The organism is Cryptosporangium phraense, from assembly GCF_006912135.1.
Classification (GTDB): domain Bacteria; phylum Actinomycetota; class Actinomycetes; order Mycobacteriales; family Cryptosporangiaceae; genus Cryptosporangium; species Cryptosporangium phraense.
Window position 1 is genome coordinate 220,708 of the sequence record NZ_VIRS01000002.1, and the last position, 17,466, is coordinate 238,173.

Below are 17,466 nucleotides of genomic sequence, written 5' to 3' on the forward strand. Positions count from 1 at the left end.
GTGCTGTCGGTCTCCGACCTCGAGATGGTGCTCGCCGCGTTGGGTGATCCCGACCCGGTCGTCCGCGAGTCCGCGGCTGTCGTGCTGCGGTATGTCCCGGTCGGTCCCGACGTGGTCCGGGCTGCGGCCCGGTCCGGGCTCTCCCTTCCGGTCGCGGACGTCACTGAGCCGGACGCCGCCGGGCCGCCACCGCGGTCGCCGGCCGAAGTGGCGGAGGCGCTGGCGGCGACGTGGGCGCCGGACATCGAGGCGGCGGTCGGCCGGGAGCTGGCGCAGTCGCCGCTGCGGCACCTGCTGGCCGTGATCGTGCCGGTGCTGCCGCGGCGGGGGCGGGTGGCGTGGGTGCAGCTGCAGGAAGCGGCACCGGCGCTGACCGGGGTGCCGCCGGATGTCGAGCCGACCGGGGACCGGCGCGACGAGCCCTATGCGGCGCTGGCTCGGCTGTTCGCGCTCGGAGACGGCCCGGTCACGCCGACGACGGGCTCGCCGTACGGGGAACGGGGCGGAGGGACGAATTCCGCCCCGCCGCCGACGTCGTCTCCCGCGCCGCCGGCGGTGCAGCCGCCGTACGCCGCGCCGCCGTACGCGGCTCCGCCATACTCCGCGCCGCCGTACTCCGCGCCGCCAAACGCGGCGCCCCCGAACGCGGCGCCCCCGAACGCGGCGCCTCCGAACGCGGCGCCTCCGAACGCGGCGCCTCCGAACGCGGCGCCTCCGAACGCGGCGCCTCCGAACGCGGCGCCTCCGAACGCGGCGCCCCCGTCGTCCGCGCCGCCGTATGCGGCGCCCCCTTCGTCGGCGCCGACGTACCAGGCCCCGCCGGCCTACCCCTCGCAGCCGTTCGGCCCGCCGTCCGCGGAGCCGCCGCGCGCAGCGCCGCCCCCGGATCGGCCGCGGCGGCGGTTTGGGTGGCCCCGCCGGACCAAGCCGCGCCGCACCCCGCCGACGTCCGCCCCGCCGACGTCCGCCCCGCCGCCTTCAGCCCCGCCGCCTTCAGCCCCGCCGACGTCCGCCCCGCCGACGTCCGCCCGGCCGACCTCAGCCCCGCCGACCTCGGCCCCGCCGACCTCCGTCCCGCCGATCTCGGCTCCGCCTGGCGCGGCCCACGCGCCGCCGGCTCGCACCACTCCGGACCGGACCTCGCCGCCGTCACCGGTCGCGGACAGCACTCGGACCGTGTACGCCCGGCTCGACGCCCCGGACACCGTCCCGCCGGAGGTCGAGTTCCACGTCTTCGTCGGGCTCGGCGCCTCACCCCAGGTCGGCGCGATCTCGTCCCCGCTCTCGGTGTCGTCGGACCCGTTCACGTTGGGCATCCAGGTCTTCGCGGAAGGCTTCCGCGTGCTCGGTGAGGGGCTGAGTCACCAGCTCCTGGTCCACGACGGCGACCCGTATCCGTACGCGCTGGTGCGGCTGGTCGCCGCGGCCGGCCCCGACTTCCTGCCGGAACGGGCGTTACAAGCGGTCTTCACCGTCGACGGCCAGATCATCGGCGTCGCGTCCCGGACGATCCGCATCGCCACCCCGCCCCCGGCCCCTTCCACCCCGCCCCCGGCCCCTTCCACCCCGCCCCCGGCCCCTTCCGCCCCGCCGTACGCCGCCGCCCCGCCAAGCGCCGCCGGCGCCGCTGGCCCGGTTAGCGCGGCCGGCCCGGCGAGCGCCGTCGGCTTCGCCCAGGTTCCGCCGCCCGCCGCCCGCGCTCGGGCGCCGATGCCACCCCCGATGCCGCCCTCGGCACCGCTCGCGCCCCCGGCAGGACAGGCGCCAGGGGTCGACTGGGTGCTGCCGACCGACCCGGACGCTCAGCCCGACCTCGAAGTGATCGTCGCCCCGGGCAACGACACCGCGGGCAACCGGCTGGTCTGGTACCTGCGCTCACCCCACCACGGTGTCCCGCTGCCGCCCGGCCCGATCCGCGTACTGACCGGCCAGGCCAACGCCGACTGGGCCCGCCGGACGATGCGCGGCATCGACGACCGAACCGCCCCCGCCCCCGCCGGCCTCGCCCCCGGCTCCGCCCCAGCGCCCGGCCCCGCCACGCCCGGCTCGGCGGCCGCGCCCGGCTCCGCCGCTCCCGGCCCGGGCGTCCCGCCCGGCTCGGCGGGCGCTCCCGACCGGGACGAGTACCTGCGCGGCATCGGCTACCTCATCCGAGACGCGATGCCGCCCGAGTTCTGGACCGCGCTCCGGGCGGTCGCCGACCGCTGCCATCCCTCCCCACCCACCGTTCTGCTCGCCAGCTGGGAGCCGCACATCCCGTGGGAGCTGGCGATCGTCGACGCCCCCTGGAACCCCGACCGCCCGGACGTGCTCGGCGCCCAGAGCGTGCTCGGCCGCTGGACCTACTCCGAGCACCAGCGGACCCCGGCCCCGCCGTCCCGGCTCGATCTCTCGGCCATGGCGGTGGTCGGCGGTCGCTACGACGGGCGGCTGCGGTTGCCCCAGGCCGAGGCCGAGTCCGCCGGCCTGGTCACCCGCTACGCCGCGGTTCCGGTCGAGGCACTGGCCCAGCCGATTCTGCAGGCCTTGGCCGGGCGGCCTCGCGTCGACGTCCTGCACGTCGCACTGCACGGTCAGTTCGACGTCAACGGAAGCCAGGACGGCCTGCTGATGCAGGACCGGACCTGGCTCAGCCCGGTGTCGGTGCGCGGGGTCGGGCGCAGCCCGATCCGCCTGACGTTCCTCAACGCCTGCCAGGTAGGGCAGGGCCAGCAGGCGCTCGGCGAGCCGGCGGGCTTGGCGGCCGCGTTGATCGGCCTCGGCGCGGGGGCGGTCGTCGCTCCGCTGTGGAAGGTCGACGACGACGCCGCGCGCACGGTCGCGGAAGGCTTCTACCCGGCGGTCTGGTCCGGCGAGTCGCCGGCCGAGTACCTCTACCGGACGCGCGGCACCGGCGGCCCGACGGTTCTGGCCTATGTCTATTTTGGTCATCCTCGGCTACGGGTGGTGTGGAGAGGACGGGTCGACGGTGCCTGAGCTCGAACGCGACGGTGAAGTGGAGATGCCGTACGGGGTGCGGCTGCGATCCGTCGGCCTGAGCGCGACCGTGGACGTGCGGCCGGCCGCGACCGCCGGGGCCCCGGTGCGTGCGGTGGCGCCCGGTGGACTCACCGCGGTGCTGGCCGAGAGCGACGGGGTCGGCGAGAAGCTCGGGCCGGTCGTCGAGGCCGCAGGCATGCGGCCGGTGCTCACCGTCCCGATGGAGGACGTCACGGTCGCGCCCGGCGCGAGCGGACTGGCCCGGGGCATCACCGACGAGTCGGCGTACGTCGAGATGTCGGTGCCGTCGCCGGATCCGGACGAGGGCCAGGTCGTGCTGGAGGTCGACGCGGCCGGGCTGATGCGCTGGCACGTGGACGTCGACACGCTGGCCACCGCGGCCGCGATCGCCGACGGCGGGCCGCCCCCGGCCGCAACGCTCGGCGTCGCTCCGACGCGGGGCGGGCTCGATCAGGTGTTCCGCATCCCGGTCGAACCGCAGACCGAGGATCCGGGTACCGGCGACGGTCGCCGAGGCCTGCTCGGCATCGGCATCCGCAAGGTCCTGCACCTGATCCGGTTCCCGATCGAATCGGCCGCCGCGGCGGCCGGGCAGGTCGCGGTCGGCTGGTGGGAAGACCGGAACCGGCCGCACGCGCTCCGCCTGCTGACGCCGGACGACGTCGGGTCGGTGCCCGAGCCCGGCGGGGTGGACGCCACCCGGCTGGCCGAACTCGCCGACCAGCCGTTCCTGGTGCTGGTGCACGGCACGTTCAGCACGATCCGGGGCGGGTTCGACGGGTTGTCCCGGCCCGGCGTCGGCGGTCCCGGGCTCCCCGAGCTGATCGCCCGCTACGACGGGCGGGTGCTCGGCTTCGACCACCCGACCCTGCACGTCGACCCGGCTGTCAACGCGTCCTGGTTCCTCGACCGGTTACCGCGTGACCGGCCGGTGACGCTCGACTTGCTGACGCATTCCCGGGGTGGGTTGGTGGGGAGGCAGATCGCCGACCCCGACGTCGCCGCGGCGGCGGGGGTCCCGGCTCCCGACGTCCGGCGCTTGATTCACGTCGGGACCCCGAACAACGGCACGGTGCTGGCCTCGCCGAAGCGCTGGACGACGCTGATCGACGTCTTCAGCAACCTGTTCTCGCTGCTGCCCGACGAGCCCGCCACGGCCACCGTGCAGGCGGTGATCGAGCTCGTGAAGCAGATCGCGACCGGCGTCTTCTCCGGGCTGTCCGGCCTGACCGCGATGGATCCCGGCAACCCGGCGGTCGCCGCGGCCAACCGGTCGTTCGGGGCCGGTGCGCAGGGCCGGGCGGGCGCCGTGCGGGCGATCGCGTCCGACTTCACGCCGGCGGGCGGCAACCTGAAGCTGGCCGCGCTCAACGCGCTCGTCGACCCGTTCTTCGGCGCCGGGAACGACCTGGTCGTGCCCACCCAGGGCGTCTACGACGCCGACGCCTACCGGGTGAGCGACCCGTACCTGGTGCCGTCGGCCGACGCGGTCGTGCACACCGCGTTCTTCTCGGACCCGCAGGTCCGCGCGAAGCTCGGCGAGTGGCTCCCGGGGTCGGCCGGCTAGAGCCGCCGGGTCTCCTGCGGGTCCTCGGCGTCCGGTGGCTCGTCGTCCGGGGTGCGGGTGCGGCCGTAGACCGTCGGGGCGTAGCTCGTCGGGCCCGGCTGCTGGGACTGCGGTGGCTGGGGCGCCTGCGGCGCCTCCGGTGCGGAGTAGGCCGACGGGTAGGTCGACGCCGGATACTGCGTGCCGACGTTGCCCGGGCTGCCGGGGTAGGGCGACGCCGACGGGAACTGGGCCGAGCCGGGAGTCTCCGGGGCCCGGTCGGAGTACTGGCTGCTGCCGTACGTCGACGGCCCGTAGTTCGCCGGGAACGGCTTCGTCTGCTGCGGCGCCGGGGTGTCGTCGAAGTTCGGGGCCGAGGGCGCGTGGTAGCTCGGCGGAGGGTCGTAGCTGGGCGGCGGGTCGTAGTTCGGCGGCGACCCGTACACCCCGGGCGGCTGCTGGCCGGGCGCACCCGCTCCCACCGGCGCCCCGGGCGCGCCAGGCCCACCCGGTCCGCCAGGCCCACCCGGTCCGCCGGGCCCACCCGGCGCACCCGGTCCGCCCGGGGCTCCAGGTCCGCCTGGCCCGCCCGGTCCGTACGGCGGCTGGCCGGGCTGGGTCCCCAGCGGAAGGCGACGGTCGGGCGACGGAACCGGGGGCGGCGGCGGGGTCTTCTTCCTCCACCGCGACGGCACCACCACGGTCATCACCAGCAGCACCCCGGCGAGCCACAGATAACCGCTGGCCACCGGGAACACCAGCGCCTGCTGGTTCGCCGCGCTGAGCGTCCCCTTGCCCAGGTCGTAGATCGGCGAGGTCGCCGACAGCCCCAGCGCCGACGCGGCCAGATATCCGATGCCGGCGATCAACGGACCGACCGGCGACAGCCGCGTCACGAGCAGCACGCCCAGCGCGATACCAGCGAACGCCAGCAGCCCCACACCGATGTATTTGTCACTGTCGGTGGAGTTCTGTAACGCCACGGTGCCGCGAATCAGATGATTGGTACCGAACCCGATCGCGACCCAGGCCAGCGGCGCGAGCACCAGGGCGAGAACCAGGCTTCCGAAGTGCCGCATCAGGTCTCCCCGGGGCCGGGCCATCAGGTCACGTCAGCACCATCAGCGTTGTCGATGGCCGAACGTGGGTCAAGGGACCCGGCTCAGTCGAGCAACTGCGTGAGGTGCGGAAATCGCCCGGCCATTGCCCCAGAGCGCAACCATCGCTCCCATTCCGGATTCCGGCGCAGCTCGGCCAGCGCGGCCCGGGCGCCGTCGAGGTCGCCGCGCCGGGCCGCGTCGAGGGCGGCGTGGACGGCCCGGGTGCTGTCCGGGGCCAGTTCGGCCAGCGCCGCGCTGTCGCCGTCCTCGTACGCGCGCTGCATCGCCAGCAACTGCCGGAGCTGGGCCAGCGGGTTCTCGGCGTGATCGACCCGCAGATCGACGGTGACCGCGTCCCACGGCTCGGCCACCCGCCGTCCGCCGACGACCAGCAGCGACGCCGACTGGCGGCCGCGCAGGTCACCACCGGCGGCCTCGCCGGCCTCCAGCACGGTCAGCAGCCGCTCGGCCACCGGGGCCGCGCTCCGGACCCACGCGTCCGCCATCGCGTCCAGGACGCCGGGGGAGCGGAGCAGGTTGCCCTGGACGCTCCAGCCGTCGCCGTAGCGGTCGCCCGCGGTGGCCAGGCAGTCGTCGCCGGTGTGGACCGCGACCGAACCGTCCCCGGCCAGCACCGCCACCTGGCGCCCGGCCGCCCCGGAGTCGCGTCCGAGCAACGTCGAGAGCACCGTACGCACCGGCACCCCGGCCTCGAGGCCGGCCAGCGCGTGCGGGCCGTAGCCGCGGCGCGGCTGCGACTGGGTGACGACGACCCCGACGCCGGCCCGGCCCCACGGCACCGCCCGCCCGACCGCGAGCACGCAGGACGCCACCCCGACGCCCAGTTCCCCGGTCACCGGGTCCCGGCCGAGAACCGAGAACGTCACCGGCCGCCGGCGCGGATCTTGCCGAGGATCCAGACCGCCTCGACGCCGTCCCGCCAGGTGATCTTCTTGCCCTCGGCCCGCCCCCGGGCGCGGTAGTTGACCGGCACCTCGTACGGGCGGATACCGCGCTTGAGCAGCTTGGCCGCGACCTCGGCCTCCATGCCGAAGCCCGGCTCGCGGATGTCGAGCGAGAGGTAGAGCGACCTCGGCATCAGCTTGAAGCCGGTCTCGAGGTCGGTCAGGTAGCAGTTGAACAGCACGTTGCAGGCCGTCGTGACGCCGCGGTTGCCCAGCACGTACCAGTACGAGTACGACGCGTGCGAGCCGAACGTCCGGGTGCCGAACACGACGTCGGCGTCGCCGGCGAGCACCGGTTGCACGAGCTTGGGAATGTCTTCCGGGGCGTACTCCAGGTCGGCGTCGCAGACGACGACGTAGTCGCCGGTGGCCAGGCCGGCCGCGGTGCGGACGGCGGCGCCCTTCCCGCGGTTGAGCGGGTGCGAGCTCACGACCAGGCGCTGGTCGCTGAGCCCGGCCAGTGCGGCCGCCGTGCGGTCGCGGCTACCGTCGTCGACGACGACGAGTTCGACCTCGCACGGGTACTGCACGTCGAGGACCCGCTTGACCGCGGCCGCGACCGTGCGTTCCTCGTTGAAGACGGGCATCAGCACCGAGAGCTTCACGCGCTGAGTCTAGGGACGCCGGGCCACCCAGCGCAGGTGCCAATGAGTTCTAGAGTTGCAATTGGGTGCAGAGTGCCCCAAAACTTCCATTGCGGCATCTGAACGTGATAGACACGTTATGTCCATATATCTGGACGCACGGAAGGGGGTGGCATGGCACAGCCGTTGGTCGCAACGTTGTCGATGGCTGAGTCGCCAGCGCCATCGGCCACGCGGCACCGACGTGCCGTGATGCCGGGCTCCGCCGATGTTTCCGGTCCCCGGGGACGTCTTGCGGGCGAGACCTCCGTACGCAACGTCCGGTCCCGCCCGTCGTGCACGACGGAGCACGACGCCGGCTCGAGGAGGCGCCGTTCACGATCCGGGATCACCCGGGTCCGCGACGGCGACTTATTAGCCGGTTCTGCCGGAGGCAGTAACCGCGGCACGCGGTAGACGCTTCGGCGACACGGTTCGGAGGGGTGTCGGATACTCCACTCGATCCTCCCCAGGGGGTGGAGCCCCCGGCGCCTCCTTCAAATCCAGCACAGGGACCCCGGCTCGCAACCGCGAGCCGGGGTTCTGTCGTTCAGAGGCGGACGGTCACCCGCTCGGTCTCGGCCAGATGGTCGATCCGGGCCGGGTCGGGGTGGCGCACCAGCACCAGGCCGGCCCCGGCGACCACCGGCGCGAGCAGCCAGTCGACCGGCGACGGCTGGTCCTTCTCGTCGGTGGTGACCAGCAGCCGCCCGCCGGGCTCCAGTCCCAGGTCGGCGGCCCGGGCGCGTCCCGCGGCCCCGAGCTCGGCCAGCGAGTCGCCCGCGATCAGGCCCGGCGCGCCCGGATCGAGCGGGGCGTACGGCGTGAACCGGTCGCCGTGCCCGCGCACCTCGACCGCGTAGTCCAGCGCGCCCGGCGGCACCTCGCGGAGCGGCGCGGCCAGCGGGGCCAGCGACAGCGCCCACACCTCGTCCGCCGCCGGGGCTTCGTCGGCGCGATCGGCGGCGACGAAGACGACGTCCGCATCGGGACCGTTCCCGGGCACCGGGGAGTACCCGACCGCGACCCCGGCCCGCCAGCAGCCGAGCAGGACGACGGCGGTCTGCCAGTGCGCGGGCAGCAGCACCGCGGCGGTGGCGGCGTCGGCCTCCTGGAGGAGGTTCGCGGTCTTCGACACCCAGTTGTCGACGGTCGCCACCGAGAGCTCGACCCGCTCCCCGGTGCGGTCGTCGTACATCGTGATCAGCGGCCGACCGGGGTCGTCGGCGAGCGCCTTCCGCAGCGCCCCATCGGGTGTCTCCATGCCTGAATCCGGCCCTTCTCGCTCGGTTGGTTGCCGCATCGTTGCACGCCGGGAGGGCCCGGGTTGCGCGGCGGCACCCCCACTCAACCCGCAACCGAACCCGCCGACGGCGTGGTCGTGGACGCGAAATCCACGCCTCAGGCCGTAGCTCAGACAACGCGGGGGATCAGCTTCATGGCTCGACACACGACAGCGCGCCGGTGGGCCCTGGCCCTTCCGGCCACGGTCGTCGCGGCGGTCGCCGGCGGCTTCGCTCTGGCCCCGGCCACCGCGCTCCCGCAGGCCGGCTCGGCTGCCGAGCACGCCTCCGCCGCCGTGGCCCCGGCGGCCCCGGCCGGTCCGGCCGCTCCGGCTGCGCCGGCTGCTCCGTCGGCCGCTCAGCAGACCGCCGCCGCGGTCGCCGACGGCAGCACGGTCCAGGGCTCCGGCACCCCGGCCAAGGTCGCGGTCCGCACGCTCGCGCTCGGCAGCGCCGACCGGCCCGCCCCGGGTGCGTCCGTCGCCTCGATCCAGCCCGCCGGCGTCCCGCTGGCGTTCACCGCCGCCGCCGCGGCCGCTGCGGTCGACGCCACCGACGAGCCGCGCGTGCTGCGCCGGATCGTCTCCGGTTCGTTCTCCGCCGTCGGCGTCACCTGGGAGCGCGACCCGTCGCTCGGCAAGGTCAGCGTCGCGGTCCGCACCCGTTCGTCGGCGTCCGCCGCCTGGTCGACGTGGACGACGGCGGGCAACGGCGAGAACGACGACCGCAACGGCACCAACGCGGTGCCGCTGGACGTCCGGGAGGGCCCTGGCCTGATCTGGACCGGCGAGGCGGTGACCGCCGAGGTCGTCGTCACCACGGTCTCCGGCCGTCAGCCGGTCGACGTCAAGGTCGATCTGATCGACCCGGGCACGGTCGCGTCCGACGCCGCCGCGGCCGCCGTTCCGTCCGGCGACGAGGTCGCCCAGTCCGGCGAGGTGGCCCAGTCCGACCCGCTGACCCCGGCCGGTGCTCCGGCCACGACCGCGGTGCCCGCCCCGACCGCGTACGGCAACGGCGTCGTCAAGATCTACAGCCGCGCCGCCTGGGGCGCGGACCCCGCGTACATGAAGTGGACGCCGGCCTACGCGCCGAAGGTGAACGCGATCGTCGTGCACCACACCGCGACCGCGAACGGCTACACGGCCGAGCAGGTCCCGGCGATCATCCGCTCGATCTACTACTACATGGCCGTCACCGAGAAGTACGGCGACGTGGGCTACAACGTGCTGATCGACCGTTTCGGCCGGGTCTGGGAGGGACGCTACGGCGGCCTCACCCGGGCGGTCGTCGGCGCGCACGCCGGCGGCTTCAACACCGGGACCAGCGGGATCGGCATCATCGGCGACCACACCAAGGTCGCCGTGTCGGCCGCGGCCAAGGAGGCCGTCGCCCGTTACTCCGCGTTCAAGCTCGGCACCGCCAAGGTGAGCCCGGTCGGCACGACCGCGCTGACCGGCGGCCCGTCGACGAAGTTCAAGACCAAGGTCACGGTCACGCTCCCGACGATCTACCCGCACCAGAGCACCAGCTCGACCGCGTGCCCCGGTACGTACGGCCTGGCGATCCTGGACTGGGTCCGTACCCGGGCCAAGGCCCTGGTCTCGTCGTACAAGCTCGGCGCCGTCGTCGCCAACCCGGTGGTCGCCAAGCCCACCACGTCCACCAAGCCGGTAGCCAAGCCCACCAAGCCGGTGGCCAAGCCCACCAAGCCGGTGGCCAAGCCCACCACCCCGAAGCCGACGCCGACCACGACGGCGAAGCCGGTCGCCGCCGTCACCGCTCCCGTCACCCCGGCGCTGCCGGTCGGCGCCACCGCGGTGCCGGCCGCCGGCCTCACGATCTTCGGCGCGGGCAGCGGCCACGGCCGCGGCCTGAGCCAGTACGGAGCGAAGGGCGCCGCCCTCCAGGGCCTCACCGCGGCCCAGATCGTCGGCTTCTACTACCCGGGCTCGACGCTGACCGCCAAGGGCAACCCGTCGCTGCGGGTCCGCCTGTCGGCGATCGACAACGGCTTCTTCGCGCTCGTCCCGACGACCGGCACCACGGTCAGCGGCGTCGTCGCGACCGACGCCAAGGGCACCAAGGTCGCGCTGCCGGCCAAGGCGGCCTGGCGGGTCGCCCGCAGCGGCGCGAACTACCTGATCGGTGAGAAGGTCGGCTCGGTCTGGAAGACCACCTACACGCTCGCCGCCCCGGTGACGTTCAGCGGTCCGAAGACGCTCAAGCTCAACTACAGCACGCCCAAGACCGACTGCCGGGGCGGCAGCAGCGTCACGTTCACCGGGTCGCTGACCGCCTCGGTCGCCGACAACACCGCGCACTACACGGCGAACATGCCGATCGACACGTACCTTCAGGGCGTCGTCGCCTCGGAGATGCCGTCGAGCTGGCCGGCCGCGGCCCTGCAGGCGCAGACGCTGGCCGCGCGGACCTACGCGACCGCGAAGATCAGCTCGAGCCGCTACTACGACGTGATCGACACCCAGGCCAACCAGTGCTGGGACGGCGCGCTCTCGGAGACCGCCGCCACCAACGCGGCGATCGCGGCCACCGCGGGCCAGGTCCTGACGGTCGGCGGCAAGGTCATCAGCGCCGAGTTCTCGTCCGACAGCGGCGGGTACACCGCGTCCGGCAACGTCAGCTACCTGCCGGCCAAGGCCGACCCGTACACGCTGGCCGCTGCGTCGTCGGCCACGAACTGGAGCGTCGTGCTGACGCCGGCCCAGCTGGCGGCGGCGGACGGCTCGGCCGGCCTGACCGCGGTCACCGCGATCCAGGTCACCGACCGCACCGGAGCGGGCAAGTGGGGCGGCCGGGCCGAGTCGATCAAGCTGTACGGCACGGTCGCCGGCGGCAAGTCGACGACGGTGACCGTCACCGGTACGCAGTTCCGCGTGAACCTCAACCTGAAGAGCACCTACATCGGGTTCACGAAGTAAGCGACTTCGATACGGTGGCCGTCGGGGAACCCCCGGCGGTCACCGTCCGCATTTGGGTGAAGCCCCAGGAAACCGTCCGGCAACGGTGTGATGAATTGATCCAGTCGCTCCGTAACCGGACAGCGGAGGAACGTGTCACTATCCGGACGGGGCGCCCTCATCCGCCCAGCCGGACGGGGCCGACCGTGCGGTGACGGGTGCCACTCGGGCGTACGCTCTACAGCGCGGGCGGCCGGGTAGGTCCTCCGTGAACGGGGTCACGGCCGACCCCGGCTAACAGGCGCAAGTCGGCAACCTGGTGTGACGAACAGGTCGACGAGGAGACAACTGGTGACAGGTGGCAACGGCCCCCGAGTCCTTGTCGACGCCACGGCGGTCCCCGCGGACCGCGGCGGCGTCGGTCGGTACGTCGACGGGCTGCTACCAGCCCTCGGGCGAGCCGGTGCCGATCTGGCAGTCGTCTGCCAGCGGGCCGATGCGGAGCGTTACGGCCGGCTCGTTCCGGCCGCCACGGTGATCCCGGCCCCGGCCGCGGTGGCCCACCGCCCGGCCCGGCTGGCCTGGGAGCAGACCGGCCTGCCGCTGGTTGCCCAGCACGTGAACGCCGACGTCGTGCACTCGCCGCACTACACCCAGCCGCTGCGGGTCTCGTGCCCGGTGGTCGTCACCGTGCACGACGCCACGTTCTTCACCGACCCCCGTCACTACGACAAGGGCAAGGGCGCGTTCTTCCGGTCGGCCACCCGCACGGCCATGCGCCGGGCGTCGCGGGTGATCGTGCCGAGCAAGGCGACCCGGGACGAGCTGATCCGCCTGCTCGACGCCGACCCCACCAAGCTCGACGTCGCCTACCACGGCGTCGACCCGCGGATCTTCCACGTGCCCGACGAGGCGGAGTGCGCGCGGGTGCGCGCCCGCCTCGGCATCGGCCAGGCCAGCTACGTCGCGTTCCTCGGGGCGCAGGAGCCCCGCAAGAACGTCCCGAACCTGATCCGCGGCTGGGCCCGGGCCTGCGAGCACCGCGAGGCACCGCCCGCGCTGGTCATCGCCGGCGGCTCGGGGCACGACGAAGAGATCGACACCGCGATCGAGGAGATCCCGCCGCACCTGCGGCTGATCCGCCCCGGCTACCTGCGCTACGCCGACCTGCCCGGCTACCTCGGCGGGGCGATCGTCGTCGCCTACCCCAGCCACGGCGAGGGCTTCGGCCTGCCGGTGCTGGAGGCGATGGCCTGCGGCGCCTGCGTCCTGACGACGCCCCGCCTCTCGCTGCCCGAGGTCGGCGGTGAGGCGGTCGCCTACACCAGCGAGGACGCCGACCAGATCGGCACCGACCTGGCCGCTCTGCTCGACGACCATGACCGACGTGCGCACCTCGGTGAGGCGGGGCGTACCCGATCGCTGGAGTTCTCCTGGGACGCCTCGGCCGAGGCGCACCTGGCCAGCTTCACCAGAGCTGTGGCAGCCAGCGCATGATGGCTGCCATCGACGACCCCCACCCGGAGGTTGCCTGATGAGCGCTTTCTACCCCGTCATCCCCGCAGGCGGTAGCGGTACGCGGCTCTGGCCGCTGTCCCGCGCAGGCCACCCCAAGTTCCTCCACCCGTTGACCGGCGGCGACCGCACGCTGATCCAGGAGACCGTCGACCGGCTGAAGTACGTCTCGCTGCCCGGTGACACGTTCGTGGTCACCGGTGCCGCCCACGCGGCCGCCGTCGCCCGCCAACTTCCCGAGGTGCCGGCGTCGAACATCGTCGTCGAGCCCGGCCCGCGCGAGTCCGGGCCCGCGATCGCGCTGGCCGCCGCGCTGATCCACCGCAAGGACCCCGACGCGGTCATGGGGTCGTTCGCCGCCGACCACGTGGTCCGTGACGTGCGCACTTTCGTGAACACCGTTCGCACCGCGATCGAGACGGCCGCGGACGGCAAGCTGGTCTGCATCGGCATCACGCCGACCGGCCCCGAGGTCGGCTACGGCTACATCCGCTGCGGCGATCACCTGGCCACCGGGGCCCGCGCGGTGCTGGAGTTCAAGGAGAAGCCGTCGGCCGAGGTGGCCCAGGGTTACCTCGACTCCGGCGAGTACGTCTGGAACGCCGGCATGTTCGTCTGGCGGGCCGACGCGCTGCTCGGCGAGGTCGAACGGCAGCTGCCCGACCTGCACAGCGGGCTGATGAAGATCTGCGAGTCGTGGGACCTGCCCCGCCGCGACGAGGTGCTGGCCGAGGTCTGGCCCCGGCTGCCGAAGATCTCGGTCGACCACGGCGTGATGGAGGGCGCGGCCGCCCGCGGCAACGTCGCGGTCGTCCCGGCCGCGTTCGGCTGGAACGACCTCGGCGACTGGGACACGCTCGGCGCGGTGCTGGAGCCGGACGACGAGGGCAACACGGTGGTCGGCGCGCACGACCGCATCATCACGATCGACACCAGCGGCGCGATGATCGTGCCGGGCTCGAGTCGCACGGTCGCGCTGCTCGGCATGCGTGACGTCGTCGTCGTCGACACCCCGGACGCGCTCCTGGTGTGCCCGCGCGACCGCGCCCAGGAGGTCAAGTCGCTGGTCGAGGCGTTGAAGAGCAAGGGTGCCGGCAATCTCTGCTGATTCCGTGGTCGGTCCGGCCCCACTCACCCGTGAGTGGCGGCCGGACTTCCCGCTCGACATCCGCCGGTCGCTCGGGCACCTGGCCCGCGGGAAGGGTGACCCGACCCAGCGGCTGGCCGACGGCGCGCTCTGGCGCACCGCCCCCACTCCCGACGGCCCGGGCACCCTGCGGCTGCGCCGCACCGACCGGGTCGAGGCCGAGGCCTGGGGCCCGGGCGCGGCCTGGCTGCTCGAACACCTGCCGTCGCTGCTCTGCGCCTCCGATGTGGTCGACGACTTCCTGGACGTCCTGGAAGCGGCGCCGCACCCGGTGCTGTCGGAGGCCTGGCGGATCTGCGGTGGCGGGCTCCGGTTCCCGGCCACGCATCTGCTGTTCGACCAGGTCTCGGTGGCTGTGCTGGAGCAGAAGGTGACCGGCATCGAGGCCCGGCGCTCGTGGCGGGAGCTGGTCTGGCGGTTCGGGTCGCCGGCCCCGGGGCCGGCTCCGGCCGGGATGGCGGTGGCCCCGTACCCGGCCGACTGGCTGGCGATCCCTGACTGGGAGTGGCACAAGGCCGGCGTCGACGTGTCCCGGCGGCGGGCGATCCGGGCCGCGGCGACGGTGGCCGCTCGGCTCGACCAGCTGGTCACCGGCTCGGTGGCGGAGGCCGTGCGGATCCTGTGCACGCTGCCCGGGATCGGTCCGTGGACGGCCGCCGAGGCGGTGCAGCGGGCGATGTCCGGCGCCGACGCGGTCAGCGTCGGCGACTACCACCTGCCCAACGTGGTCGGCTGGGCGTTGGTCGGCCGCAAGCTCGACGACGCCGGGATGCTCGAGGTGCTGGCCCCCTACGCGCCCCATCGGGCCCGGGCGATCCGCCTGGTGGAGGTGGGCCCGGCGGCCCGCCCACCGCGCCGGGGCCCGCGCTTCTCGCCCCGCGACTACCGGTCGTTTTAGCGCGTGAGCAGGAACGAGCTGGCGTCCCGGGGTGGGCGCGGGCGGGGCTCCTCGGCCGCGTAACCGACGGCCACCGAGCCCATCGGGTGCCAGTTCTCCGGCAGATCGAGCTCGGCCCGCACCAGGTCGGCGCAGAACATCGTCGACGACACCCAGCACGAGCCGATGCCCTCGGTCGCCAGCGCGACGAGGAAGTTCTGCACGCCCGCGCCCATCGCCACCTGGAACATCGCCCGCTCGCTGGCCGCCCGCCGGGCGTCCGGATACGCGTGTGCGCCGTCGAGGGCCAGCACCGGCACCACCAGGGCGGGCGCCTCCCAGAGGAGGTCGCCGCGGCGCAGACGGCGGCCGATGGCCGCCTCGTCGAACCCGTCGTTGCGCAGGTCGGCAGCCCACGCCTCGCGCATCCCGGTCAACAGCCTCTTGCGGACGTCTTCCGACGCGACGTGGACGAACCGCCACGGGGTGGTGTGGTGCGGGGCCGGCGCGGTGACCGCGGTGGCCACCGCGCGGGCGATCGCGGCCGGGTCGACCGGGTCGGTGGTGAACGCCCGGACCGAGCGGCGCATCGCGATCGCCTCACTGCGGCCCAGTGCCCTGGCCTCGGCGGTGCCGAGCGCGAACATGTCTTCCTCGAGCACCCGGACCAGCGCGGCCGCGCCCGGGCCGTCGTCGCCGCCGACGTCGACCAGCGACGCGACCCCGCGGACCACCGCGACCGGCACCCCGCCGCTCTTGCCCTTGACGAGTTCGGCCGCGGCGGCGATCTGGTCGGAGTCGGCGACGACGGTCATCGCCAGGTCGTTGCCGTGGCCGTCGGTCTGTCCGCGGAGGTCGCGAAGCGGGCGCAGGCCGGCCGCGCCGATCGCCACGTCGGCGACGCCGACCCGCCACGGGCGGCCCATCGTGTCGCTGACGATGACGCCGACGTCGACGCCGAGGCGGCGCTTCAACCCGGCCCGGAGCGCGCGGGCGGAGGCGTCGGAGTCTTCCGGCAATAGCGCGACGACGTCCTGGTGCACGTTGGACGTATCGACGCCGGCCGAGGCCAGCACCAGGCCCTGGCGGGTGCGGACGATCTGGGTGCGGCCGCGGGTGGCTACCACGGCCGTGGTCTCGGCGGCGATCGCGGCCTCGCGGGTCGCCTCGCGGTCGGCGCCGACCGGGACCAGGCGCCCCTCCGCCTTGCTGACGATCTTGCTGGTCACGACCAGCACGTCTCCGTCCACCAACCACGGAGCCGCCCCAGCGAGGAGCGCCGCGAGGTCGGTGCCGGGAGTCACCTCGGGCAGCCCGGGCACCGGAAGGACCCGAACGTCGTCCGCCCGCGCCCCGGCACCACCGGCCGGCGGCGCCATCGGCGCCGGCCCGACGCCGGAGCCCAAGGAGGCCCCCGGCTGCCCGGCACCCGGCTGCCCGGCCCCGGCCGCCCCCGCCCCGGCGTCACTCACGGCCGATTCCTCCGATCGCGGCGGCTTCGGACACCATCGTTCGGGCCGTGGTCTCGGGATCAGTCATCCAGAGCGGCACCGCCCGCACGTCGGCGCCGAACAGAACGGTTCCCGCGTCGGTCTCGTCGACCAGCCAGCCGTCGAGCAACCCCCCGTACGCCCGGGCCCCGTAGTGCGCCCCGACCCCGGACGCCGACACCTCGACCCCCACCACCGGCAGACACTTCTCGGCCATCCCCCGCACCGGCGCCCCGCCGATGATCGGCGACACCCCCACGACCTTCGCCGACGCGGCCGCCAGCCCGGCCCGGATGCCCGGCACCCCGAGGATCGTGTCGATGCTCACCACCGGGTTGCTCGGCGCGAACAGAATCAGATCCGCGGCCGCGATCGCCTCGAGCACACCCGGCGCCGGCTTGGCGTCCTCGATCCCCACCTGCACGAACCGATCGGCCTTCAACGACGCCCGGTACCGCACCCACCACTCCTGGAAGTGCACCGCCCGCCGCCGCACCCCGGCGCCCTCGAGCTCCTCGGCCAGCACCACGTGCGTCTCGACCCGGTCGTCGGTCATCGGCAGCAGCCGGACGCCGGGCTTCCAGCGGTCGCACAGCGCGTCGGTGACCGCGGACAGCGGATAGCCCGCGTCGAGCATCCGGGTGCGCACGAGGTGGGTGGCGATGTCCTTGTCGCCGAGCCCGAACCAGGTCGGTTCCGCGCCGTACTCGGCCAGCTCGTCCTTGACCGCCCAGGTCTCGCCGGTGCGACCCCAGCCGCGTTCCTCGTCGTGACCACCGCCGAGCGTGTACATGACGCTGTCGAGGTCGGTACAGATCCGCAGGCCGTGCAGGGTGACGTCGTCCGCGGTGTTCACCACCGCGGTGATCTCGGCGTTCTGGTCCCAGGCCCGGACGCCCTGCAGGAAGCGGGCTCCGCCGATGCCCCCGGCGAGTACGACGATGCGCATGACCCCATCGTTGCGCACCGGCCCGACAAGATCCGCCCAGGCCCCGGCCC

12 protein-coding genes are annotated in these 17,466 nt (G+C 74.1%); 6 read left to right on the top strand and 6 right to left on the bottom strand.

What is annotated here, in order from left to right:
- Positions 1-2,976 carry a CHAT domain-containing protein gene (locus tag FL583_RS42255; protein WP_170323460.1) on the top strand — a complete coding sequence of 992 codons (2,976 nt, stop codon included), beginning with the start codon at positions 1-3 and terminating at the stop codon, positions 2,974-2,976.
- A complete protein-coding gene (locus FL583_RS03375) occupies positions 2,915-4,567 on the top strand; it encodes a DUF7379 domain-containing protein (RefSeq protein WP_142702962.1) in 1,653 nt (550 codons plus the stop codon). Before FL583_RS42255 ends, FL583_RS03375 begins: the two co-directional genes overlap by 62 nt.
- Here FL583_RS03375 and FL583_RS41390 read toward each other — a convergent pair.
- From FL583_RS41390 to FL583_RS03395, 4 genes are all read right to left on the bottom strand, one after another.
- Positions 4,564-5,625: a hypothetical protein gene (locus FL583_RS41390; protein ID WP_240746561.1), complete on the bottom strand. Its 1,062-nt coding sequence runs from the start codon at positions 5,623-5,625 to the stop codon at positions 4,564-4,566. The two genes, FL583_RS03375 and FL583_RS41390, sit on opposite strands and share 4 nt — an antisense overlap.
- An 83-nt stretch (positions 5,626-5,708) precedes the next feature.
- Positions 5,709-6,533, bottom strand: coding sequence for a DUF1028 domain-containing protein (locus FL583_RS03385; protein WP_142702963.1), 825 nt, complete (start codon positions 6,531-6,533; stop codon positions 5,709-5,711).
- Positions 6,530-7,216: a glycosyltransferase family 2 protein gene (locus tag FL583_RS03390; protein ID WP_142702964.1), complete on the bottom strand. Its 687-nt coding sequence runs from the start codon at positions 7,214-7,216 to the stop codon at positions 6,530-6,532. The genes FL583_RS03385 and FL583_RS03390 overlap by 4 nt, the downstream gene beginning before the upstream one ends.
- A gap of 568 nt (positions 7,217-7,784) precedes the next feature.
- The gene (locus FL583_RS03395) at positions 7,785-8,498 is read right to left on the bottom strand and encodes a TIGR03089 family protein (protein WP_142702965.1); all 714 of its coding nucleotides are present in this window, start codon (positions 8,496-8,498) and stop codon (positions 7,785-7,787) included.
- A gap of 174 nt (positions 8,499-8,672) precedes the next feature.
- Between FL583_RS03395 and FL583_RS03400 the strand changes: the two genes are divergently transcribed.
- From FL583_RS03400 to FL583_RS03415, 4 genes are all read left to right on the top strand, one after another.
- Positions 8,673-11,459 (top strand): SpoIID/LytB domain-containing protein, encoded by a 2,787-nt coding sequence (locus FL583_RS03400; protein ID WP_142702966.1) that lies wholly within the window; start codon positions 8,673-8,675, stop codon positions 11,457-11,459.
- Positions 11,460-11,789: 330 nt separating this feature from the next.
- On the top strand, positions 11,790-12,935 hold the full coding sequence (locus tag FL583_RS03405; RefSeq protein ID WP_142702967.1) for a glycosyltransferase family 4 protein: 1,146 nt from the start codon (positions 11,790-11,792) through the stop codon (positions 12,933-12,935).
- Between the two features lie 37 nt (positions 12,936-12,972).
- Positions 12,973-14,061 carry a mannose-1-phosphate guanylyltransferase gene (locus tag FL583_RS03410; protein ID WP_142702968.1) on the top strand — a complete coding sequence of 363 codons (1,089 nt, stop codon included), beginning with the start codon at positions 12,973-12,975 and terminating at the stop codon, positions 14,059-14,061.
- 4 nt (positions 14,062-14,065) lie between these two features.
- On the top strand, positions 14,066-14,998 hold the full coding sequence (locus FL583_RS03415) for a DNA-3-methyladenine glycosylase family protein (protein ID WP_142702969.1): 933 nt from the start codon (positions 14,066-14,068) through the stop codon (positions 14,996-14,998).
- Here FL583_RS03415 and FL583_RS03420 read toward each other — a convergent pair.
- Both FL583_RS03420 and cofD read right to left on the bottom strand, forming a co-directional pair.
- Positions 14,995-16,356 (bottom strand): coenzyme F420-0:L-glutamate ligase, encoded by a 1,362-nt coding sequence (locus FL583_RS03420; RefSeq protein ID WP_142703199.1) that lies wholly within the window; start codon positions 16,354-16,356, stop codon positions 14,995-14,997. The two genes, FL583_RS03415 and FL583_RS03420, sit on opposite strands and share 4 nt — an antisense overlap.
- An 85-nt stretch (positions 16,357-16,441) precedes the next feature.
- Positions 16,442-17,416 (bottom strand): 2-phospho-L-lactate transferase, encoded by a 975-nt coding sequence (gene cofD, locus FL583_RS03425; RefSeq protein WP_142702970.1) that lies wholly within the window; start codon positions 17,414-17,416, stop codon positions 16,442-16,444.
- Between the last annotated feature and the right edge of the window lie 50 nt (positions 17,417-17,466).